Genomic DNA, 21,466 nt, shown 5'->3' on the forward strand with positions numbered 1-21,466 from the left:
AGCCATTAGATTAGCGGGCCTTCACAGCAGGCATCGAGTCGGTGCGCGGCGTCGCGGCGACCTCGTCGGCACTCACGGCGACGATCGTGTCGGCGGGCGCATCCGACATCTGCTCGAGAGCCGTCTTGGTTCCGAGCGGCTTGGCCGGCAGGAATGCGATCGCGATCACGGTGACGATGGCGAGCGGGATGGCCAGCATGAAGACATCTCCGATCGCGTGGCCGTATGCCGACTCGACGATCACTCGCACGGGAGCCGGAAGGGAACTGACATCGGGAATCGCTCCGCCGCTGAGGCCCTGCGCCGCCTGCGCGCCGGCCGCACCGAGGCCCGTCAGGCCATCCTTCACGAACTGAGCGACCTGGGTGCCGAGAACCGCGCCCATGACAGAGACGCCGATCGTGCCTCCCAGGCTGCGGAAGAATGCGACCGAGGCACTCGCCACGCCGAGCTGGCGCGGGTCTACGGAGTTCTGCACGACGAGCACGAGGTTTTGCATGACCATGCCCACACCGGAACCCATGATGAACATGAAGACTGCGACGAGAACGTAACTCGTGTCGTAGCGCAGGGTCGACATCAGCGAGACACCGATGGTGAGAAGGATCGAACCGACGACCATGTAGCGCTTCCAGGTACCGGTGCGGCTGATCAGCTGGCCGATGACGGTCGAGGAGACGAGCACGCCTCCGATCATGGGGATCGTCAGGAGGCCGGACTCGGTCGGGGTGGCGCCACGGGCCAACTGCATGTACTGACCGAGGAAGACGCTGGTGCCGAACATGGCGACGCCCACAGAGATGCTGGCGACGACAGCGAGAGTGAACGTGCGGTTCTTGAAGAGCGTCATCGGAATGATGGGCTCCTTCACGGTGAGCTCGACCCACACGGCGGCACCGAGCAGCGCGACGCTGCCGCCGACCATGAGGTAGGTCTGCCACGAGTTCCACTCGAAGTTGTTGCCCGCGAGGGTGACCCAGATGAGCAGCAGGGAGACACCGGCGGCGATCAGCACGGCGCCGAGGTAGTCGATGGTGACCTTCTTGCGCACCTTGGGAAGCTTCAGCGTCAGCTGCAGCACGATGATCGCGGCGACCGCGAAGGGAACGGCGATGTAGAAGTTCCAGCGCCATCCGATGGAGTCGGTGACGATGCCGCCGACCAGCGGTCCCCCGACAGTCGCGACAGCCATGACCGCACCGAGGAGCCCCATGTACTTTCCACGCTCCCGCGGGCTGATGATGTCGGCCATCACGACCTGAACGAGGGCGGTCAAACCGCCGGCGCCCAGCCCCTGGAGGACGCGGAAGAGAATCAGCGTTCCCGTTTCTTGCGAGAAGCCCGCAAGGATCGATCCGAGCGTGAAGATGACGAGGGAGATCTGGATGAGCAGCTTGCGGTTGGTGAGGTCGGCGAGCTTGCCCCAGATCGGCGTCGAGACGGTGGTAGCGAGCAGGGTCGCCGTCACCACCCACGTGAACGCGGCCTGATTGCCCTTGAGATCGCCGATGATCTTGGGCAATGAACTCGACACGACCGTCGAGGCGAGAAGGGCGACGAACATACCGAGCAGGAGACCCGACAGGGCCTGCAGCGTCTGCCGTGGCGTCATGGATGGCCGCGCTGAAGCAGCGGCGCCGGGTTGGGACTCGGCCGTGGAGAGAGAAGACAAAGGGGCTCCTGAAAAAGAAAACTCCTCACCGCTCGTCGATGAGGAGAAAGTTGACTTGCGTCAACGATATCAAACTAGTTGATAAAACACAACGACCCCCGGATTTCTCCGAGGGTCGGTGCACGTCGTCTGACTTTCAGATCAGGCGGCGACGACCTCACTGCGCACCGCGATGCTGCATTCGAGGAGATCGACCGTGCGCTGGAGCACGGCGACGTCGTCGGGATCGAGCTCTTCGAAGAGGGGCTCCAGCGTGGAACCGAGGCGATCGCGCCAGTCGGCCAGAGCGCGCTGACCCTTCGGAGCGACGGCGATCTGCCACGCGCGCGCATCCGTGGTGTCTGCGATGCGCTTGATCCACTCCAGCTCGTTGAGATTCGCAACGATCTTGGTCATGGTGGGCTGGCTGACCCGGCTGTGCTTGGCGAGTTCGCCGAGACGCATGGGGCCGAAAGAGGTGAGCACGCTGAGCGTGCGCCAGGTGGCAGGAGACGTAGAATCGCCGGTGGCCTGCGCAGCGAGGCGGGTAAGACGGTGGGTGACCGATACGAGGTCGCCGAGAATGGTGCTGAGTTCGCTGTTCACTTGATTCATTGTATAGCCCAGCTATGCTCTAGTGCCCCAGCGACCGGAATGTCAGGTCTGCGGACCGTTCGACTCCGGGCTGCACGGATGCGACACGCGCAAAACCGGCAGCGCTGAGTCGCTCGAGCTGGAGCTTGGCGTTCTTGGCCTTGCGCTCCAGCCGCACCCGAGAACCGGATGCGATCAGCTCGGTCTTCAGGGACTGCAACAGCACCGCAGATGCCGCCGCATCGTGCAGCACCACGACCGAGTCGGTCGCCTGCTCGTCGGGCAGATCGACGAGATCGACGATGCGCTCGAAGCCGATCGAGAATCCGACCGCGGGAACATCAGTTCCGAGGAACCGTCCGATCATGCCGTCGTAGCGACCGCCCCCGCCCAGAGAGAACGAGAAGTCGGGGTGAGCGATCTCGAAGATGGTGCCCGTGTAGTAGCCCATGCCTCGAACCAGGAACGGGTCGAAGTGGATGCGACCGGCATCCAGCGCGTCGCCGATGGACGAGAGCTGAGCGATCACGTCTGCGTCGATGCCCTCGGGCAACGACCGTGCGATGGCGTCGCGCCCGAAGGCCGGTGCCGTTCCGGCATCCGGGCGCAGGAAGAATGCCTCGAGCGCATCGGTCGCCTCGGCCAGCTGGGGAGCCTTGGTGCGCAGTTCGGCGACGACGCCCTCGGTGCCGATCTTGTCGATCTTGTCGATGACGATGAGAACGAAGTCGTGCTGATCTGCCGGGAAACCGAAGAGGTCGAGCATGCCGATGAGCAGACGCCGGTCGTTGATGCGCACCGTGCAGCCCTGGAGACCCAGAGCGTCGAGAGTCGAGAGCGTCGCCGAGATCAGTTCGACCTCCGCCAACGAGGAGGCATCGCCGATGATGTCGATGTCGCACTGCATGAACTGGCGGTAGCGGCCCTTCTGCGGGCGCTCCGCTCGCCAGACCGGCGCGATCTGCACGCTGCGGAATACCGGCGGCAGCTCTGCGCGATGCGTGGCGTAGAACCGTGCGAGCGGAACGGTGAGGTCGAAGCGCAGCCCGAGATCGGCCAGAACCTGGGCGTCGTCGCTCTGTGCCGCCGCATCGAGGTCGCTCTGCTCGATGCCTCGCTTCAGCACGCTGAACGACAGCTTCTCGTTGTCGCCGCCGAGACCCGAGTGAAGGCGCTGGATGTCTTCCATGACAGGAGTTTCGATCTCGTCGAAACCGTGAGCCGAGTAGCTGCGTCGGATCACACCGAGCGCGTGCTCCCTCTTGGCCTTCTCGCCGGGGAGAAAATCGCGCATGCCACGGGGAGGAGTTACTGCAGAAGCCATTGTTCGATTCTATTGACCGCCGGCATGCGTCTCGGCATCGCGGATCTCACCCTGGAGGTCGCGGAGTGCGGATCGGAGAGCGCGCTCCGCGTCGAGGCCCTGAGCCTTGGCCGACGCGACGATGGCCAGGAGCAGCCCGCCGAGCTCGTCTTCGGTCTGCATCGGGGTCGCCGCGATCGCCTCTTTGTCGAGGACGCCGACCTTCTGTGCCCGCCCGATGACCTTGTCAGCGAGCGCCAGTGCGGGCATGCCCTGCGGTATTCCGTCGAGCACGCTGGTGCGCCCCGGCTTCTCGACGGCCTTCAGCTCGTCCCAGACGGCTACGACATCGTCGGCCGTATGAGCGACTGCGTCGCCGAACACGTGCGGATGCCGGCCGACCATCTTGGCGGTCATACGCTCGGCGACGACCTCGATATCGAAGTCCTCACCGGGAGTGTGGGCGGCGAGGTCGGCGTGGAACAGCACCTGGTAGAGCACGTCTCCCAGCTCTTCGATGATGTCGTCGCGCGTGCCTGCTTCGAGCGCTTCGATCAGCTCGTAGCTCTCTTCGACGAGGTACTGCACGAGCGACTCGTGCGTCTGATCCGCGTCCCACGCGCATCCGCCCGGTCCGCGCAACCGGGCGACGGTGCGCACGAGCTCGTCGAGCTTGGGGTACGTCATGACTGCTTCTCGCTCTCTGCCAGCACCGGCGCGGGGAAGAGCGCGGTGAGCACGCTCTTCGTCCACTCGATGAGGGCGGCGTCTTCGAGAACCGCGCCGTCGATGACGGGCAGCGGGATGGAGACGGCGCCGGCCTGAGCGAAGTACTTGGCGTCGGGGTACATGCGGCGCATGCGCACCTGGATCGAGTCGGGAAGATCGGCCGGCGCGAGGCGCAGATTCGACCCCATGGTGACGACCTCGCCGAGCCCGGACTTCTGGGCCTGACGGCGTAGTCGTGACACGGCGACGAGGTTGGCCACCTGCTCGGGCGGCTGTCCGTAGCGGTCGGTGAGCTCCTCGATGACGAGGTCGATCTGCTCGTCGTTCGACGTGGGCGAACTCGCCGTCGACAGCTTCTGATAAGCCTCGAGGCGCAGCCGCTCACTGTCGACGTAGTCGTCGGGGATGTGCGCATCGACGGGAAGCTCGAGCCGCAGCTCGGTCTGGCCCTCGGCGACGTCTCCTCGGAAGGTCGATACGGCCTCGCCGATCATGCGCAGATAGAGGTCGAAGCCGACGCCGGCGATGTGCCCGGACTGCTCTCCGCCCAGGAGATTTCCGGCGCCTCTGATCTCGAGGTCTTTGAGAGCGACCTGGATGCCCGAGCCGAGCTCGTTGTTGGCCGCCAGGGTGGTGAGCCGGTCGTTCGCCAGGTCGGTGAGCGGCTTGTGCTCGTCATAGAGGAGGTAGGCGTAGGCGCGCTCGCGCCCGCGTCCTACGCGGCCTCGCAACTGGTGGAGCTGGCTCAGACCGTACTTGTCGGCGCGGTCGACGATCAGCGTATTGGCGTTGGCGATGTCGAGCCCGGTCTCGATGATCGTGGTCGACACGAGCACGTCGAACTTGCGCTCCCAGAAGTCGACGATCACCTGTTCGAGCTGGTGTTCGCCGAGCTGGCCGTGGGCGACACCGATGCGTGCTTCGGGAACGAGCTCGGCGAGCTGGGCCGCGACCTTGTTGATGCTCGAGACCCGGTTGTGTACGAAGAAGACCTGGCCTTCGCGCAGCAGCTCGCGGCGGATCGCCGCTCCGACCTGCTTGTCGGAATAGGGGCCGACGAAGGTGAGGATCGGATGCCGGTCTTCGGGAGGGGTGGCGAGCGTCGACATCTCACGGATGCCGGTGACCGCCATCTCGAGCGTGCGCGGAATAGGCGTGGCGCTCATCGAGAGGATGTCGACGTTGGTCTTGAGCTTCTTCAGCGCGTCTTTGTGTTCGACTCCGAAGCGCTGCTCCTCGTCGATGATCATCAGGCCGAGGTCTTTGAAGCCGATGTTCTCCGACAGCAGTCGGTGCGTCGCGATCACCACGTCGACCGTGCCGTCTTTCATGCCGGCGATCGTCTCTTTCGACTCCTTCTCTGTCTGGAATCTGCTCAGCGGCCGCAGATGCACAGGGAAGCCGGCGAAGCGCTCCTGGAAGGTCTCGAGGTGCTGACGAACGAGAAGCGTCGTCGGAACGAGCACAGCGACCTGCTTGCCGTCTTGTACCGCCTTGAATGCCGCCCGCACCGCGACCTCTGTCTTTCCGAAACCGACGTCGCCCGACAGGAGCCTGTCCATGGGAATGGGCCGCTCCATGTCGGCCTTCACCTCGTCGATGACAGTGAGCTGATCAGGGGTCTCGGCGAACGGGAACGCCTCTTCGAGCTCGCGTTGCCAGGGGGTGTCGGGGCCGAACGCATGCCCCTTCGACGCCATGCGGGCCGAGTACAGCTTGACGAGCTCGACCGCGATGTCGCGGACGGCCTTGCGCGCCTTGCCCTTTGCCGCGGACCAGTCGCTGCCGCCCATCTTCGACAGCCCGGGGGCCTCACCGCCGACGTAGCGGGAGAGCATGTCGAGCTGGTCGGTGGGCACGTAGAGCTTGTCGCCGGGATATCCGCGCTTCGACGGCGCGTACTCGATGACGAGGTACTCACGCGTGGTCTTGATGGGGTTTCGGCCACCCGACTTGACCTCGCGCTGGGTCAGCTCGATGAACTTACCGATGCCGTGGGTGGTGTGAACGACGTAGTCGCCCTGCTTGAGCTGCAGCGGGTCGACCACGTTGCGCCGTCGAGAGGCCAGTTTCTTGACCTGGCGCGAGTCGTACCCGACCGTTCGACCGTAGAACTCGGACTCCGCGATGAGTGCCAGCTTGATCTCGGGCAACTGAAAGCCATGGTCGACCGTGGCTTTCAGGAGATAGGCGATGCCGGGCTCGGCGTCTGCCGGGAACAGCTCGACGACACGGGCCGCGATCTCATTCTCGGCCAGGACATCGGCGGCGCGCTCGACGAGCCCGGCGCCCTGAGCCACGACCGCGACGGTCCACCCGTCGGCCACGAGCCCCCGCACGTGCTCGATCGCGCCGTCGACGTTGCCCTGGAAGCTCGGCACCGGGTCGGCCTCGATGCGCACCGTGAGATGCTCCTCGATGTCGCGGTGCTCCGGCAGAACCTCGATGAGACCGTCGGCTGCTCCCGGAGCGGACTGGAACGTCGAGAGCGTCCACCACGCACGGTCGGGGCCGGCCGCGGCCCGCAGCTCGTTGAGGGTGATGAACTCGCCGCTGGTCAGGTCGATCGGTGCTTCGGCCCCGGCTGTCGCGGCGGTCCACGCCGCCGCGAGGAACTCACGGTTCGTCTCGGCGAGGCTGACCGCGCGACTGGCGACCTTCTCGGGCGAGAGCACGGCGATGGCCGAGCCCTTCGGCAGGTAGTGCGCGACGGTGACCAGCCGATCGAGCAGTGCCGGAGCGAGAGACTCCATGCCCTCGACCGGGATTCCTTCGGCGATTTTCGCGAGCAGTCCTGCGATGCTCGGGAACTCGTGCTGCATCTCTCTGGCACGCTGGCGCACAGCGTCGGAGAGCAGGAGTTCACGGCTGGGCGGAAGGTCGACCGACTCGACCGGTGTGTCGAGAGAGCGCTGGTCGGCGACGGAGAAGGCACGGATCGTCTCGACCTCGTCGCCGAAGAAGTCGACCCGGTAGGGGTGCTCGGCGATGGGAGGGAAGACATCGAGGATGCCGCCGCGCACCGCATACTCGCCGCGGCGCGTGACCATGTCGACACGCGAGTACGCGAGGTTCACCAGGTCGAGCGACAGCCGCGCAAGGTCGTGCCCACGCGCGCCCGCGACGAGATGGATGGGCTCGAGATCGGCGAGGTTGTCAGCGAGAGGCTGCAGGGCGGCACGCACTGACGCGACGACGACGAGCGGCTTCTTGCCGTTCCAGGTCGAAAGTCGACGCAGCGCGTCGATTCTCTTGCCGACGATCTCGGCGCTGGGGCTGAGTCGCTCGTGTGGCAGCGTCTCCCACGCGGGGAACTCGACGATCTCGGCCTCGGGAGTCATCGAGGCCAGAGTTCCCCTGAGCATCTCCGACTCTCGTCCGGTGGCCGTGACCACGAGCAGAGCCTGCGGCAGACCATTCGCCCCGCGCTGGCTGAGAAGGCCCGCGAGCAGCGGAGCACGAAGCCCCTCGGTCAGGGAGAAGTCGACGTCGCGCGCAGCATACGCAAGGGCGTTGTCGAACGTGGAGGCGCGCGAAAGCGCGTGAGTCAAGCCCTGAAGGATCACCGTGCAAGCTTACGCGGGCCCACCGACAGGCGCCCCTGGCGCCGGTAGAGTTCCTAGGGACTCACTCTGCCCGAACCGTTCTGAGGACTCCCGTGTCGCACGTTCCCCCCATCGAACCATCCGAGCCCGCTCGTGACGAGCGCCCGCGGCCACGCTATGGCGAGTACGCGCCCGCGTCGCAGAACCCTCCCGTCGAGGCTGTCGAGTCGGTCGCCGCACCCACGAGCACCGCCGCAGAGTCCCAGCCTTTCGCCGCCTCGACGTTCACGCCGTCGTCCGCCATCTTCCACAACGCTCCCCCGGCGAAGCCGAAGACGCTCGGAGTCGTGGCGTTCGTCGCCGGCCTCGTCGTGCTCCTGTTCGCTGTCGTGCTCTCGGTCGTCGGAGGTCTCGCCTTCGCGCCCATCGCGGGCAAGGCGATCACCGCCGGAGGCACGATCGACCAGACCGTCATCAACAGCAGCGATCCGGGCATCGCTGCTTTCGGTGTGCTCAGCACGGCGTTCTTCATCGGAGGAACAGTGCTCGGACTGTGGGCCCTCGTACAGGGCCTGATCGCCACGATCAAGAAACGCGGCAGGGCATTCGGGATCGTGGCCATGGCCCTCTCGGTCGCCACGCCCGTGATCTCGTTCGTCGTGTTCTACGCCGTGACGTTCGCCTCGGCTCCGGAGATCTTCAGCAACGTCGGCTGATCTGCCGCATCAAGCCGGTAAATGCCTCAGACAGGCGAGTGAAACTGCTGCTGCGCGGCCGTCAGACCGTCGTCGGCGATCTTCTCGACCGCGTCCGCGGCATCCACGAGCAGATTGGGAAGCACCTGACGCTCGGCGGCAGAGAAGTCCCGCAGCACGAAGTCGGCCGCATCCATTCGACCGGGCGGCCGACCCACACCGACCCGCACGCGGATGAAATCGGGCGTGCCTGCGGCGCTGATGATGTCTCTGATGCCGTTGTGACCACCCGGACCTCCCCCCGACTTCAGCCGGAGAGTGTCGAACGGAATGTCGAGTTCGTCGTGCACCACGATGAGCCTCGACGGCTCGAGACTGTAGAAGTTGAGAAGTTGGGAGACCGGGCCGCCCGAGTTATTCATGAACGAATTGGGTTTGGCGAGAATCAGCTTCGGCCCGCCGGGGCGCAGAAACCCCTCGGCGACCGTGGAGTTCGTCTTGTGTTTGCCGAACTTCGCGCCGTTTCGGGCGGCCAGTTCGGCGAGGACCATCTGGCCCACATTGTGCCTATTGCCAGCGTAGCCGGGCCCGGGATTCCCGAGCCCGGCTACGAGCCAGACGTTGTCAGACAGCGTCGTGCCTCACGTATTCCGTTGAACGGTGTTACTCGGCAGCCTCGGGCGAACCGGTGGCCTCGTCGCCCGCGCTCAGCGAGTCGCCGAGGTCGGCCTCTTCGGGCACGGTGACGTTGATGACGAGCAGCTCGGGGTCGCTGACCAGCGTGGCACCCTCGGGCAGCACGACGTCCTTCGCGAGGATCTGCGTGCCCTCGACGGCTCCTTCGATGTTCACGACGATGCGCTCCGGGATGCTGATGGCCAGCACCTCGACGAGCAGCGTGTTCTCGTCGAGCGACGCCAACGTACCGGCGAACGACTCGCCTTCGACGTGGATCGGAACCTCGACCTGGACCTTCTCGCCCTTGCGCAGGACGATGAGGTCGATGTGCTCGATGATCTGCAGAACCGGGTCCTTCTGAACGTCCTTGACCAGGGCGGCCTGCTCGGTGCCCTCGATGTCGAGGTCGAGAACGGCGTTCGCCTTGCGCAGGATCAGCGCGACCTGGTGGCCGGGCAGCGTGATGTGCACGGGCTCGGTGCCGTGACCGTAGAGAACGGCCGGGATCTTGCCGACGGCGCGGATCTTGCGGGCAGCGCCCTTGCCGAACGAGGTGCGAACCTCGGCTACGACGCTGTTTTCGTTCTGGGCTTCTTTTTTGTCAGCCATGAGAATGCTCCTTGGCGAGCCGCGAGGCCCGCATCGTTAGTGTCAATGATTCAACTCGACCGCGTATTGCGAGAGGAAAGACCCAGTTCTTGCGTGCCTCATCCACCGCGTCGATAACGGATGCTTTCGGGTGCGTTCACCGCACGCCAAATGGCATCCCTCGCCGAAGTTCAGTCGCCAGTGTACACGGCGGGTCAGCGCGCCGCTCGTCGCGCTCGAGCACAGGACGCCGCCGCCCCGACCAGTGCCACGCCGAGCACCGCCACGACTCCGATCGCAAAGACGTTGGATGCTCCGGCTGCGCCGTCCGACGACAACGGCGCGACAGCCTGGAAGACGCCACGCGATATAGCTGGGAGGAATCCCGCGACACCGGCGACCAATAGAACGGCGCCGACGATCATCGCGCCGACAGAGCTCCACGCCGAGGTGAGCGCCACCACTCCAAGAACCACTGCCCCCGCCAGGAGAATGAGCAGCGAGCCTATGTCGATCGACCCATTGCCGCCGTATGACCCGACGGCGCGAAGCAACGCGGTTGATCCGACGATGACCAGTGCGAGTCCGCCGACGGTGGCGATGACGGCGACGATGATGGAGATGAGGGTGCGCGCTCCTCGAGAGCGAGTTCCTCCCGAGCGCGCAGCGACGACGCGTGCAAGCGACGACGCGAGCAGCACGATGCCAACGACGAGCAGGAGCCCGGACTGCCCCCAGACGCCGAGCGTCAAGGGCGCCGCCGGTCCGAACCCCGGCACGAACTCGGCGACCCACCGGGCGACACCGGGATCGATCACGAATGCCGCGCCAGCGGCCGTGGTGAGGACTCCGCCGACCAGGAGTCCAGCCGCAGAGAACAGTCCCGTCAGAACGACGACGAGGAGAAGCATGAGGCCCACCAGCGCGAGAAGGATGGCTCCGATGTCGAGCTCGGCATTCTTCTCCATCAGCGTCTGCGAGTAGCCGCGACCGCCTCCCGAGATCACGAGGAACAGCGCTGGCATCGTGAGGATCAGACCGATCAGCGAGCTGACGATCCTGCCGACGACCGACCCCCCGGAGCGAGACCTTCGGCCGGGAGATTCTTGGAAGTCGGACGCGGAGAAGATTCGCTGAGACATGCAGCGATCCTGTCAGGCCGTCGCGGGCACCGCCACCCGTCTGCTTCGCATGCTGGCGAACAGCACGCCACCCACCACGAAGACGCCGGCGATCAGTTCGACGACGTCGATGACCTCTCCGAACGCCAGCCACGACGCGAGCACGCCCACCACGGGAACGAGCATGGAGAAAGGTGCGACCACACTCGACGGGTTGCGTTTCAGAAGCCCGCCCCAGATCCCGTAGCCGACGAGCGTGGCGATGAGCACGATGTAGAGCAGCCCGAATACGGCAGGCAGAGCGTCGAGGGTGAACATCGTTCCGAGGCTGTCGCCGATGCGCTGCGGCCCCTCGACCAGCAACGCGAGCGCGAGCATCGGGACCGGCGGCACCACCGACATCCAGAGTGTGAGGCGGAAGGGATTCGGCGCCTCGGCCTTGCGCGTCGAGACGTTGCCGATCGCCCAACCGAGCGCACCGCACAGAGTGAGGATGACAGGGAGCAGGGCCGCCACCTGAGCCCGGTGCACAGCGATCGCCGCGAGCCCGAGCACAGCGACGGCGATGCCGATCGCCTGTCGCTGCGTGATCCGCTCGCGCAGCCAGATGCCGGCGATCAGCACGGTGAAGGGCGCGGATGCCTGCAGCACGAGCGAGGCGAGCCCGCTCGGCATCCCGGCGGCCATGCCTGCGTAGAGGAAGGCGAACTGCAGCAGGCCGATGCCGAGTCCGACACCGAGCAGCCAGCGCAGCTTGATCTGGGGACGCGGCACGAAGAGCACCGTCGGAATCGCGATCAACGCGAATCGGAGAGCTACGAGGAAGAAGGGCGGGAAGTGCTCGAGGGCGAGTGCCGTGGCAGGAAAGTTCACTCCCCAGCACACGGCTACGATCACGGCCAGGAGTCGATCTCGGGTGGACATGTGCCCATCGTGGCCGAAGTCTCACTGAAGGACAATTGCAACAAAGATCATTCACTTTGTAGCCTGACTTCATGGATGTGAATCAGCTCGCCCTGCTTCGAGAACTGGCCGAGCGCGGCAGCGTCACCGAGGTGGCCTACGCCCTCGGTAAGACGCCGAGCGCGGTGTCTCAGCAGTTGCGCACCCTGCAGCGGCAGATGGGCACCGTCCTCGTCGAGCGAGTCGGTCGCGGCGTGCGTCTCACCGACGCCGGGCACGCCCTGGCAGAGAGCTCGGTGCGGGTGGCGACGGCCATCGCCGAGGCCGAAGCGACCTGGAGCGCGTTCCAGGGCGGCGCATCCGGAACCGTACGCATGGCGATCTTCTACTCGGCGGCAGAACTTCTCGTGCCGGGCCTGCTCACGCGCATGCGTGCGCATCCGGGGATCTCGCTGGAGATCTCGGACCGCGACGTGTCGCAAGACGACTTCGCCGCACTCACGAGCGACTTCGATGTCGTCGTCGCCCACCGCTCCGACGACGTGCTGCCACCCGACCGCGAGCGCCTGAGCGTCATCCCTCTCTTGCGCGAACCGCTCGACGTGGCCTTGCCGTTGGATCATGAGTTGGCGTCGCGGTCGCGGGTCTCCCCCACCGATGTGATCCACGAGGACTGGATCGGGGTTCCCCTCGACTTTCCGCTCGACCGAGTGCTGCAGGCGATGTCCGCGCAGGCCGGCATCACCGCCAGGGTCGTGCACCGCACCACCCATCTGCCGCTCACCGAGAAACTCGTGGCGGCGGGTCATGGCGTCGCTCTGCTACCCCGCCATACGTCGCTCGAACGCGCATCCGGACGCTATGTGTTGCTGCCGCTCACCGATCTTCGCGCGGGCCGACGAATCGAAATACTTATGCGACCGGACCGTGCCGCGCGACGTGCGGTGGGACTCGTTCTCGACGAGCTCGTGGCCGAAGCTGCGCATGCGCGCGGCGAGGACGCGACAGCACGCAATTCAGAGTAATAAACAGCGTTCGGTATTTCGAACACGACATTGCGCGGTGACTCCAGTGGTGCTGTAGTAGCTATCAACCAACGGAGGTGACCATGGACGCTCGTTCCCCCGAGACATCCGGTCTCAGTGGCTTGCTCGCCACGGGAGCGGAACTCGCGGTACTCGCGACGGGTGCGACCTGGTCCGAAGGTCCGGCATGGATTCCCGCGACGCAGTCCGTTCGGTGGAGCGACATCCCCGCGAATCGGATCCTCGAGTACTCCCCTGCCGACGGATCTCTCTCCGTCTACGCCACCGAGGTCGAGTTCACCAACGGACGGACTCTCGATCACGACGGTTCTGTTATCCAGTGCTCGCACGGACGCCGACGAATCGAGCGCGATAGAGACGGTGTCGTGACGCCGATCGTCGACTCGTACAACGGCGCACGCCTGAACTCCCCCAACGACGTCGTCGTGGCCTCCGATGGCAGCATCTGGTTCTCCGACCCGCCCTACGGCATCGTCGTGCCGATCGAGGGCCACCCCGGCGAACGCGAGTATGGCGACAACTTCGTGTTCCGCCACGATCCGCACACCGGTGAGACGCGACCTGTCGTCATCGACGTCGAGGAGCCCAACGGACTGGCTTTCTCGCCTGATGGATCCGTCTTGTACGTCTCCGATACATCGGCCGCGCTGCGAACCGGCGGCGGCAATCATCATATCCGCGCGTATGACGTCGTCGGCACCCGATGCAAGAACGGCCGCGTCTTCGCGGTCATCGACGAGGGTATCTCCGATGGCTTCCGCGTCGACGTCGATGGACATGTCTGGACCTCGACCGCGTCGGGAGTCAGCGTGTACTCACCGGAAGGCACACGACTCGGCCACATTCCCGTTCCTGAAACCGTGTCGAACGTGTGCTTCGGCGGCCCAGACGGCACGACCCTCTTCATCACCGCGACCACCAGCCTCTACTCCATCGCCACGTCGACCAGAGATGCCGCGTCGACGATGCTGGCTCGACCGCAGGAGGCGTGACGATGGCGCTCATCGATATCGCCCAGGCCCGGGAGTCCTCCACGCCGGTTCCCGCCGTCATGCGCGCCGTCCGCATCCTCGACGTCATGGCCCAGAACAAGGGGCCGGTCACGCTCTCGGAGATCGCCAGGGCCACCGGGATGGCGAAGTCGTCGATCTCCAATCTGATGACGACGCTGCAGGCGGCCGGCATGGCGCGCCAGCTTTCTCGAGGATGGGTTCTCGGATACAAGGTGCTCGAGCTGGGCCAGTCGGTGCTCTCGTCGACCGATCTCGTCTCGGAGTTCCGTCGGCTGGCGAACATGCTGCCCACGCTGCGTGAAGAGACCGCGCTGATCGCCGTGCTCGACGGTCTCGACGTGCTCTACCTCGCGCGACACAACGGCAATCAGCCCGTGCGTCTCGCCACGGACATCGGCCATCGTCTGCCCGCCGTCGTCACAGGCCTCGGCAAGGCGATGCTCGCGTCACTGCCCGAAGACGAGATGAATGCCCGTCTCGAACACGTGACGGAGATGCCCCGACTCACGAATCACTCTTTCCGCACGGTCGACGAGTTGCGACGCGACCTGGCTGCCATCCGCGTGCGCGGATACTCGATCGACGACCAGCAGAACACGACCGGAGTGACGTGCTTCGGCGTCGCCGTCACCGGACTGCGCCAGCCCACCGCGGTGAGCTCCACTCTGCTGTCGTACCGCGCCACTCCGGAGTTGCGCGATCGGTTGATCCTCGACCTGCGCAAGTTGTCGAGGCAGCTCGCCGGAGCCGCGACCTAGAACCCGCACGGCCCTGTTCCTTCCCCACCCGGCGTCTCAGCCCGCGACACCGGGGCTCTTCAGCCATGCCGAAAACAGCACGAACCCACCCTCAACCCGAACGGGAGTACCCATGATTCCTCTGCTCGAAGTCAGGAATCTCGACAAGTCGTTCTTCGCCACCCACGCTGCTCAGAGCGTGAGCTTCGATGTGCGCCAGGGCGAGGTCGTCTCGCTGCTCGGAGAGAACGGTGCCGGAAAGTCGACGGTCATCAAGATGCTCGCGGGCGTCTACAAGCCCGACAGCGGAACCATGACTCTCGCCGGCGCCGACCTGGCGAGTGGCCAGACCCGCCGCAGCATCTCCTTCATCCATCAGAACCTGGGCCTCATCGAGTGGATGACCGTGGCTGAGAACATCGCACAGGTGCTCGGCTACCCGAAACGGCTGGGATTCATCGACCACGCGGCCGTGATGAGGCGAGCGAGCGAGGTGCTCGAGCTCGTCGGCGGAGGGATCGACCCGAACGCCAGGATCTTCGATCTGCCGCGCACCGAGCGCAGCCTTCTCGCCATCGCACGCGGTCTCGTCACCAAGCCGAAGCTCCTCGTGCTCGACGAGCCGACCGCCTCGCTGCCCGCCGAAGACGTGGAGCGCCTGTTCTCGGTGCTGAGGCGGCTCAGAGATTCGGGTGTCGGCATGATCTACGTGTCTCACCGTCTCGACGAGATCTATCAGATCTCGACCCGCACGGTCGTGATGCGCAGCGGGCAGGTCGTGGGCGATCGAACAGTGGCGTCGCTCAGCCACCGCGAACTGGTCGACCTGATCGTGGGGCGCAACACGGTCAATCCCACCTTCGACGCCCCGCAGAGCAAGGTTCGCCTCCGCCTCGACGCGGTGGAGGTCGGCAACGTCGGACCCGTCTCACTCGATGTGCACCGCGGCGAAGTCGTCGCACTCTGCGGACTCCGCGGGGCGGGCCACGAGCAGATAGGCCGCGCCATAGCTGGAGACGCCAGAGTGCGGGCGGGCTCGTTCGAACTCGACGGAGCAGCGTTCGAACCAAAGAATCCCCGCGTCGCCGTCGAGGCGGGCGTCGGGTTCGCAACATCGAACAGAGAGAGCGAGGCCGTGGGAGCCGGCCTCTCTGCCCGCGAGAATCTGTTCCTGAATCCGGCGGTGTGGGGCAGGCGCTTCTGGCAGTTCCGCGGAGCGCGAGCAGAGAAGCTCGCGGCCCGCCGCTACATCGACGACTTCGGCATCCGTCCGTCCGACCCGGAGTTGCCGCTCGACACCTTTTCGGGAGGAAATCAGCAGAAGGTCATCCTCGCCCGTTGGTTTGGCGTTGGCCGCAAGGCCGTGGTACTCGAAGAGCCGACCATGGGCGTCGATGTGGGAGCGAAAGCCGATATCTACGCCCTCCTGCGCGACGCCGCCAGGGAGGGCACGGCTGCCGTAGTGGTCTCGACAGATATGGAGGAGGTCACCGCGATCGCCCACCGCGCGATCGTCTTCGGCAGGGGCCGCGTCGTCGCCGAGATCACGGGCGCCGACCTCACCATCGCAAACCTGATCGCGGCCGCATCCGACCTCGATAGACAGACCACCGTGCTCGAAGGGAGCGCATCATGACCATGAACACATCGCTGAAATCGACGGCACTCGAGCCGCCGAAATCCGCTCCCTGGTATCGCAAGCTCACGACCGTCTACGGCATGGTCGTGCTGACCGGGGTGCTCTTCGTGATCTTCGCGATCGCCCGACCCGACACATTCGCCACGCTGCTCAACTTCCAGCTGCTCGCGTCGAGCCAGTCGACACTGCTGATCCTCGCGATCGCCGTGACCATTCCCATGGTCGCCGGCAAGATCGATCTGTCTATCGGCTACGGAGTCGGACTCTGGCAGGTGATGGCCCTGCAATGGCAGATCGCGGGCATGGACTACCGCCTGGTGATCTTCCTGAGTCTGCTCGGCGGGGCTCTCGTCGGACTCTTCAACGCCCTTCTGGTGGAGCTCGCCCAGGTCGACGCGTTCATCGCGACGCTCGCCACCGGTCAGGTCATTTTCGCGATCACCTACTGGACTACCGGCGGACGCCAGGTGACCGACAATGCCGGCGTGCGGGCGAGCGCGTTCGATGCCCTATCGACCTGGTCGCTCGGGCCTGTTCCCGGCCCCTTCGTCATCGCCCTCGTGCTCGCCCTGCTGCTGTGGCTCGTGCTCGAATTCCTTCCCGCCGGGCGCTACCTCTATGCCGTCGGAGCAAACCCGCGCGCAGCCGAGCTCACCGGCGTCAACCGGCGTCGTTACGTCGTCTCCGCCATGGTCGCCTCCGGTGTGCTGACCGCCGTCGCCGGAGTGCTCCTTGCCTCGAAGCAGGCGGGCGTCGCTCAGGCCAACATCGGCCCGGAATACCTTCTGCCTGCCCTGACTGCCGCCTTCCTCGGCTCGACGACCATCAAGCCCGGCCGCGTCAACGCACTCGGAACGATCCTCGGCGTCGTCATCGCCACGATCGGCATCTCGGGCCTGCAGCAGCTCATCCCAGGCCAGTTCTTCCTCGAGCCCCTCTTCAACGGACTCACCCTGGTCGCCGCCATCACCATCGCCTCGCTCGCCAGCCGTCGCCGCGCGTCCCGCGCGGACGCCCCGATCGTCGCCTCGCCCACCGAAACCCCCGAAGAACCGCACGACGACGACGCCGTGTCCTTCACCAACAGAGAAGAGAAATGAGCCATGACCATCCCTAGAACGGTCGGCCGGGTCGCACTAGCGAGCCTCACCGTCGCAGTCCTCATCAGCGTCTCCGCGTGCTCCAGCGGCAGTGTGGCGGAGAAGGCGGGCGGAACAGGCGCCGCGACCGCCGCTGCGGAAGACTTCTCGTCGATCATCCCCGAGGGTGACATCGTCGAGGCCTCTAAGAAACTCGTCGCTGACAGCCTCAGCGCAGCGACAGGCTTCACGCCATCGACCGACGGACCGACGGCGCAGAAGCCCGGGGCCAAGATCGCGTATGTGGGAAGCGACCTGACGAATGGCGGAGTCAATGCTGTCGCCACGGGTCTGCAGGAAGCGGCGGCAGTCATGGGCTGGACCGTCGACGTCTACGACGGCAAGGCATCCGCCCAGGGACGAACCACGGCGATGAACCAGGCGATCGCGGCGAAGTCCGACGCGATCATCTTGGGCGGCTCCGACCCGACGGAGTCTGCCAGCTCGATCAAGCAGGCGACCGAGGCAGGGATCCCGGTTCTCGGCTGGCATGCCGGCGCGGATACAGGCCCGGGCAACGGGCTGTTCACCAATGTGAGCACCGATCCGCTGCAGGTGTCTCAACTCGCGGCCGCCTACGCGGTGGCAGACTCCGACGGCAAGGCCGGGGTCGCCATCTTCACCGATGGCCAGTACGGCATCGCCGTCAAGAAGGCCGATGCCATGAAGGCGTACATCGAAGCCTGCTCGGGATGCTCCGTGCTGAGCTACAACGATTCGCCCATCGCCGAGGCCAGCCAGCGCATGCCCGGGCTGATCTCGAATCTCCTCCAGGAGCAGGGCGACAAGCTGACGTATCTGCTCGCGATCAACGGCAACTACTTCGGCGGAGCCCAGCAGGCACTGAGGGCAGCCGGCAAGGACCCAGCCGGCTCGCCGCAGTCCGTCGCCGCGGGAGACGGTGACCCGGCCGAGTTCCAGCGCATCCGGAACGTCGACTACCAGTCGGCGACCGTCGCCGAGCCGCTCGTTCTCGAGGCCTGGCAGCTGATCGACGAGACCAATCGCGCGTTCGCCGGCACCGATCCGTCGACCTTCGTTCCGGCGCCCGGCCTCATCACGGTGAAGAACGTGCCGAGTGGCGATGTGTTCGACCCCGATAGCGGCTACCGCGACGTGTTCACGAAGATGTGGGGCAAGTAGCCACACCGCGCCGGGGCGGATGCGCGATCAGCGCATCCGCCCCGCATCACTGTTTCCAGCGTCACCGCCTTCTGCACCACCAATGAAAGGGGCCTGTCATGCCCTATAGCGCCGACACCTGGCCGATCGCCGTCGCCCTTCTCCAGTTCTCCTCCGTCGCGAGAGACGGCACGAAGGCGCAGGATGCCACTCCCGAAAGGTGGGCTGCGGCCTTCCATCAGGTCGCTCGGGCAGGATTCCGCAGTGTCGATCTCACCGACGTATGGGTGCGTGCTGCCGATTTGCAGCCGGCCCGTCTCAGAGCGTTCGCAGAGGCTGCAAGATCAGAGGGCCTCTCGACTCCCGCTATCTCGCTCATCCGTCGGAGCGTGCTTCACGCGAGCCGCGGCGACGAGAACCTCGACTACAGCCATCGAGCCATTGACGCAGCAGCGTTGATCGGGGCCAGCGTCGTGTCTGTCGGTCTGCACCAGGAGCTCACCTCCGAACAGAAGGAACAGCTCTGGTTCTGGACGGTCACCGGCCATCAGGATCCAGTGGGCGATCCTGACATGTGGGCGCGCGCCGTCGCTCGTCTGCGAGAGCTGGGGCGTCATGCGCAGGAGGTCGGAGTTCTGCTGAGTCTCGAGATGTACGAGGACACCTACCTCGGCACGGCGGATTCTGCGGTGCACCTCGTCGAAGACGTCGGGCTCGACTCCGTCGGGCTGAATCCCGATACGGGCAACCTGTTGCGACTGCACCGTGCCATCGACGACTGGCGCGACGTTCTCGAGCGCACACTCCCCTACGCAAACTACTGGCATGTGAAGAACTACCAGCGTGACGAGGACAGGAGCTCGGGCAGGTATACCGCCGTGCCCTCGACGCTCGAGGGCGGAGTGATCAGCTATCGAGAGGCTCTCGACATCGCACTCTCGTGCGGATTTCAGGGCGTCATCTGCTGCGAGCAATACGGAGGCGACGGCCTGAGCGTCAGCGGCACGAACCAGCGCTATCTGCGCTCCGTGCTGCCGGAGACCGACAACTACGTCATTCCGCAGAGCAGACGTCTGCAGCTCGCGCCCGACCCCGCCGACCTCGTGCGCTCAGAACCGCAGCAGCACCTTTCCTGAAGCCGCGGAATCCTTCGCCACCGCGAACGCCTGCAACGCCTCGTCGACGCCGAACTCATGGGTGACGACAGGTCCCACTCGCAGCGAACCGTCCGCGAGCGCGGCGATCACGTCATCGATCTCGTCGTTGAATCGGAAAGACCCGACGAGCTCGAGTTCGCGAGTGATGGCCAGGGAGATGAGGGCGGGCTGCTCGCCCGAGGGCAGGAGCCCGACCATGACTACTCGGCCGCCTCGCGTCACTCCGCGCATGGCCGAGGCAAGGCCTCGGTGGCTGCCCGACGATTCGAGCGCGACGTCTGCGTCGACTGCGGCGATGGCATCAGCATCCGTCGCCAGGATCGTCTTGTCGGCTCCGACTGCCGATGCGATGGCAAGCGGCCCCTCGAACATGTCGGTCGCGATGATCTCGGCGGCTCCGGCACGCTTCAGCACGGAGACGATCAGCGTTCCGATCGGACCGCTTCCGATCACGAGAACTCGTTTGCCCCGCACGTCGCCCGCCCGGGCGACCGCGTGCCAGGCCACACTGGCCGGCTCGACGAGCGCCGCGTCGCGCAACGACAGTCCCTCGGGAAGTGCGCGAAGCATCCTGGCGTCGAGCGCGACGCGAGACGCGAAGGCTCCATCGGTGTGCGGGTCTCTGGCTGCGCTGCCGAGGTAGGTGCATCCGGGTGACAGGTTGGGCCGATCCTCGGGATAGCGAGAGCCATCGCCCGCTCCGGGCGTGGCCGGATGCACTGCAACGCGCGTGCCGGCCGCGGGTCCCGAGCCGTCGGAGGCCGCGATACGCACCGTGCCCACGACCTCGTGCCCCAGGAGCATGGGCCGCTTCAGGATCGACTCGCCAGCAGCCCCGTGCAACCAGTAGTGGAGATCGGAGCCGCAGATGCCCCCATACGCCACGTCGATGATCGCCTGGTCGGCACGGGCCACCGGCACGGCGATGTTCTCGACGCGCAGATCGTCCTTCGCATGCGCCACGACGCCGACAGAGACGTCGGCCGAGGGTGCGTCAGTGCTGGAATTCATCGGGTGCGTCTCCTAAACGATCGTGCTACTGAGGGTTCCGATTCCCTCGAGGCGGATATCGACCCGATCACCGGGCTGGACGGGAAGAAAAGTCCGAGGGGCTCCCGTCATCACGACGTCGCCGGCCTCGAGGTCAAGCCACGACGTGACATAGACGAGAGTCTCGACCACCGTCGAGCCGAGGTTGAACGAGCCCGATTCGGCGAGCACGACATCGTTGATGGCGACCTCGGTGGGTACGGACTCGGGGTCGGCGATCTCGGTCTCGATCCACGGGCCGAGCGGCGTGTAGTTCGGGCCGCTCTTGCTCTGAAAGTTCTTCTCGTCGATGGGAACCTGATCGACATTGGTCACGTCGTTCGCGACCGTGTAGCCCAGCACGGCGTCGAGAGCATTCTGGGGAGTGAGCTTCGACGCATGCCGACCGATCACCACGGCCAGCTCGCCCTCGATATTGACCTGGCCCACTCCGCGCACGATCTCGATAGTCGCGTTCTGCCCGGTCACCGTGTGGGGCGATTTGTACCAGGCCTGAATGGGCAGCAGATGGTCGTTGTTGCCCTTGTTCTGAGCGATCCCGAGCAGCACGCGGGGATCGACGGGTGCCAGCAGCACCGCCTCGTCGAACGCCGTCGATCCGCCCGTGAACACGAGTTCGGCGGCGAAGGGATCGGCGATGTGCCGCCAGCCCGTCGCGTCGGCCACGGCGTGGCTCGGGCCGTTGGATGTCTCAATTCGCGCGATGCGCATATCGGTGCCTTTCAGAGAGTGCGAGCAGAGGAGAGAACCAGCTCG

Annotated in this window: 19 protein-coding genes; 8 read left to right on the forward strand and 11 right to left on the reverse strand. The window is 65.6% G+C overall.

What is annotated here, in order from left to right; genetic code table 11:
- Window positions 1-10: 10 nt before the first annotated feature.
- From CCK87_RS09065 to mfd, 5 genes are all read right to left on the reverse strand, one after another.
- On the reverse strand, window positions 11-1,612 hold the full coding sequence (locus CCK87_RS09065) for an MDR family MFS transporter (RefSeq protein WP_086461049.1): 1,602 nt from the start codon (window positions 1,610-1,612) through the stop codon (window positions 11-13).
- A 201-nt stretch (window positions 1,613-1,813) separates the two neighbouring features.
- Window positions 1,814-2,257 carry a MarR family transcriptional regulator gene (locus CCK87_RS09070; RefSeq protein WP_249273799.1) on the reverse strand — a complete coding sequence of 148 codons (444 nt, stop codon included), beginning with the start codon at window positions 2,255-2,257 and terminating at the stop codon, window positions 1,814-1,816.
- 28 nt (window positions 2,258-2,285) lie between these two features.
- The gene (hisS, locus tag CCK87_RS09075) at window positions 2,286-3,569 is read right to left on the reverse strand and encodes a histidine--tRNA ligase (RefSeq protein ID WP_086461051.1); all 1,284 of its coding nucleotides are present in this window, start codon (window positions 3,567-3,569) and stop codon (window positions 2,286-2,288) included.
- A 9-nt stretch (window positions 3,570-3,578) separates the two neighbouring features.
- Window positions 3,579-4,235 (reverse strand): MazG family protein, encoded by a 657-nt coding sequence (locus CCK87_RS09080; protein ID WP_086461052.1) that lies wholly within the window; start codon window positions 4,233-4,235, stop codon window positions 3,579-3,581.
- A complete protein-coding gene (mfd, locus tag CCK87_RS09085) occupies window positions 4,232-7,843 on the reverse strand; it encodes a transcription-repair coupling factor (RefSeq protein WP_086461053.1) in 3,612 nt (1,203 codons plus the stop codon). The genes CCK87_RS09080 and mfd overlap by 4 nt, the downstream gene beginning before the upstream one ends.
- A gap of 92 nt (window positions 7,844-7,935) precedes the next feature.
- On the opposite strand from mfd, the gene CCK87_RS09090 reads away from it, so the two are divergent.
- Window positions 7,936-8,538, forward strand: coding sequence for a hypothetical protein (locus tag CCK87_RS09090; RefSeq protein ID WP_086461054.1), 603 nt, complete (start codon window positions 7,936-7,938; stop codon window positions 8,536-8,538).
- Between the two features lie 26 nt (window positions 8,539-8,564).
- Here the strand turns inward: CCK87_RS09090 and pth are convergent, their stop codons facing one another.
- The 4 genes from pth to CCK87_RS09110 form a co-directional block, all read right to left on the reverse strand.
- On the reverse strand, window positions 8,565-9,149 hold the full coding sequence (pth, locus tag CCK87_RS09095) for an aminoacyl-tRNA hydrolase (RefSeq protein ID WP_086461055.1): 585 nt from the start codon (window positions 9,147-9,149) through the stop codon (window positions 8,565-8,567).
- 31 nt (window positions 9,150-9,180) lie between these two features.
- Window positions 9,181-9,804 carry a 50S ribosomal protein L25/general stress protein Ctc gene (locus CCK87_RS09100; RefSeq protein ID WP_086461056.1) on the reverse strand — a complete coding sequence of 208 codons (624 nt, stop codon included), beginning with the start codon at window positions 9,802-9,804 and terminating at the stop codon, window positions 9,181-9,183.
- Window positions 9,805-9,998: 194 nt separating this feature from the next.
- Window positions 9,999-10,925 (reverse strand): hypothetical protein, encoded by a 927-nt coding sequence (locus CCK87_RS09105; protein ID WP_086461057.1) that lies wholly within the window; start codon window positions 10,923-10,925, stop codon window positions 9,999-10,001.
- 12 nt (window positions 10,926-10,937) lie between these two features.
- Complete coding sequence (locus CCK87_RS09110; RefSeq protein ID WP_086461058.1) at window positions 10,938-11,828, reverse strand: EamA family transporter; 891 nt, start codon at window positions 11,826-11,828, stop codon at window positions 10,938-10,940.
- A 71-nt stretch (window positions 11,829-11,899) separates the two neighbouring features.
- Between CCK87_RS09110 and CCK87_RS09115 the strand changes: the two genes are divergently transcribed.
- From CCK87_RS09115 to CCK87_RS09145, 7 genes are all read left to right on the forward strand, one after another.
- Window positions 11,900-12,832, forward strand: a complete 933-nt coding sequence (locus tag CCK87_RS09115) for a LysR family transcriptional regulator (RefSeq protein WP_086461059.1) — start codon at window positions 11,900-11,902, stop codon at window positions 12,830-12,832.
- A gap of 83 nt (window positions 12,833-12,915) precedes the next feature.
- Complete coding sequence (locus CCK87_RS09120; RefSeq protein WP_086461060.1) at window positions 12,916-13,845, forward strand: SMP-30/gluconolactonase/LRE family protein; 930 nt, start codon at window positions 12,916-12,918, stop codon at window positions 13,843-13,845.
- Window positions 13,846-13,847: 2 nt separating this feature from the next.
- Window positions 13,848-14,624, forward strand: coding sequence for an IclR family transcriptional regulator (locus CCK87_RS09125; protein WP_086461061.1), 777 nt, complete (start codon window positions 13,848-13,850; stop codon window positions 14,622-14,624).
- A gap of 112 nt (window positions 14,625-14,736) precedes the next feature.
- Window positions 14,737-16,239 carry a sugar ABC transporter ATP-binding protein gene (locus CCK87_RS09130; RefSeq protein WP_086461062.1) on the forward strand — a complete coding sequence of 501 codons (1,503 nt, stop codon included), beginning with the start codon at window positions 14,737-14,739 and terminating at the stop codon, window positions 16,237-16,239.
- Entirely contained in the window at window positions 16,236-17,342 is a 1,107-nt protein-coding gene (locus tag CCK87_RS09135) for an ABC transporter permease (protein WP_212638204.1), read from the forward strand. Before CCK87_RS09130 ends, CCK87_RS09135 begins: the two co-directional genes overlap by 4 nt.
- Window positions 17,343-17,345: 3 nt before the next feature.
- A complete protein-coding gene (locus CCK87_RS09140) occupies window positions 17,346-18,524 on the forward strand; it encodes a substrate-binding domain-containing protein (RefSeq protein ID WP_086461063.1) in 1,179 nt (392 codons plus the stop codon).
- Between the two features lie 98 nt (window positions 18,525-18,622).
- Window positions 18,623-19,639 carry a sugar phosphate isomerase/epimerase family protein gene (locus CCK87_RS09145; RefSeq protein WP_086461064.1) on the forward strand — a complete coding sequence of 339 codons (1,017 nt, stop codon included), beginning with the start codon at window positions 18,623-18,625 and terminating at the stop codon, window positions 19,637-19,639.
- On the opposite strand, the gene CCK87_RS09150 is transcribed toward CCK87_RS09145, so the two are convergent.
- A complete protein-coding gene (locus CCK87_RS09150; RefSeq protein ID WP_086461065.1) occupies window positions 19,613-20,671 on the reverse strand; it encodes an L-idonate 5-dehydrogenase in 1,059 nt (352 codons plus the stop codon). The genes CCK87_RS09145 and CCK87_RS09150 overlap by 27 nt on opposite strands.
- Before the next feature lie 12 nt (window positions 20,672-20,683).
- Window positions 20,684-21,421 (reverse strand): fumarylacetoacetate hydrolase family protein, encoded by a 738-nt coding sequence (locus tag CCK87_RS09155; protein WP_086461066.1) that lies wholly within the window; start codon window positions 21,419-21,421, stop codon window positions 20,684-20,686.
- Window positions 21,422-21,466: the final 45 nt, after the last annotated feature.

The sequence above is a fragment of the Agreia sp. VKM Ac-1783 genome (assembly GCF_900177765.1).
Lineage (GTDB): Bacteria > Actinomycetota > Actinomycetes > Actinomycetales > Microbacteriaceae > Agreia.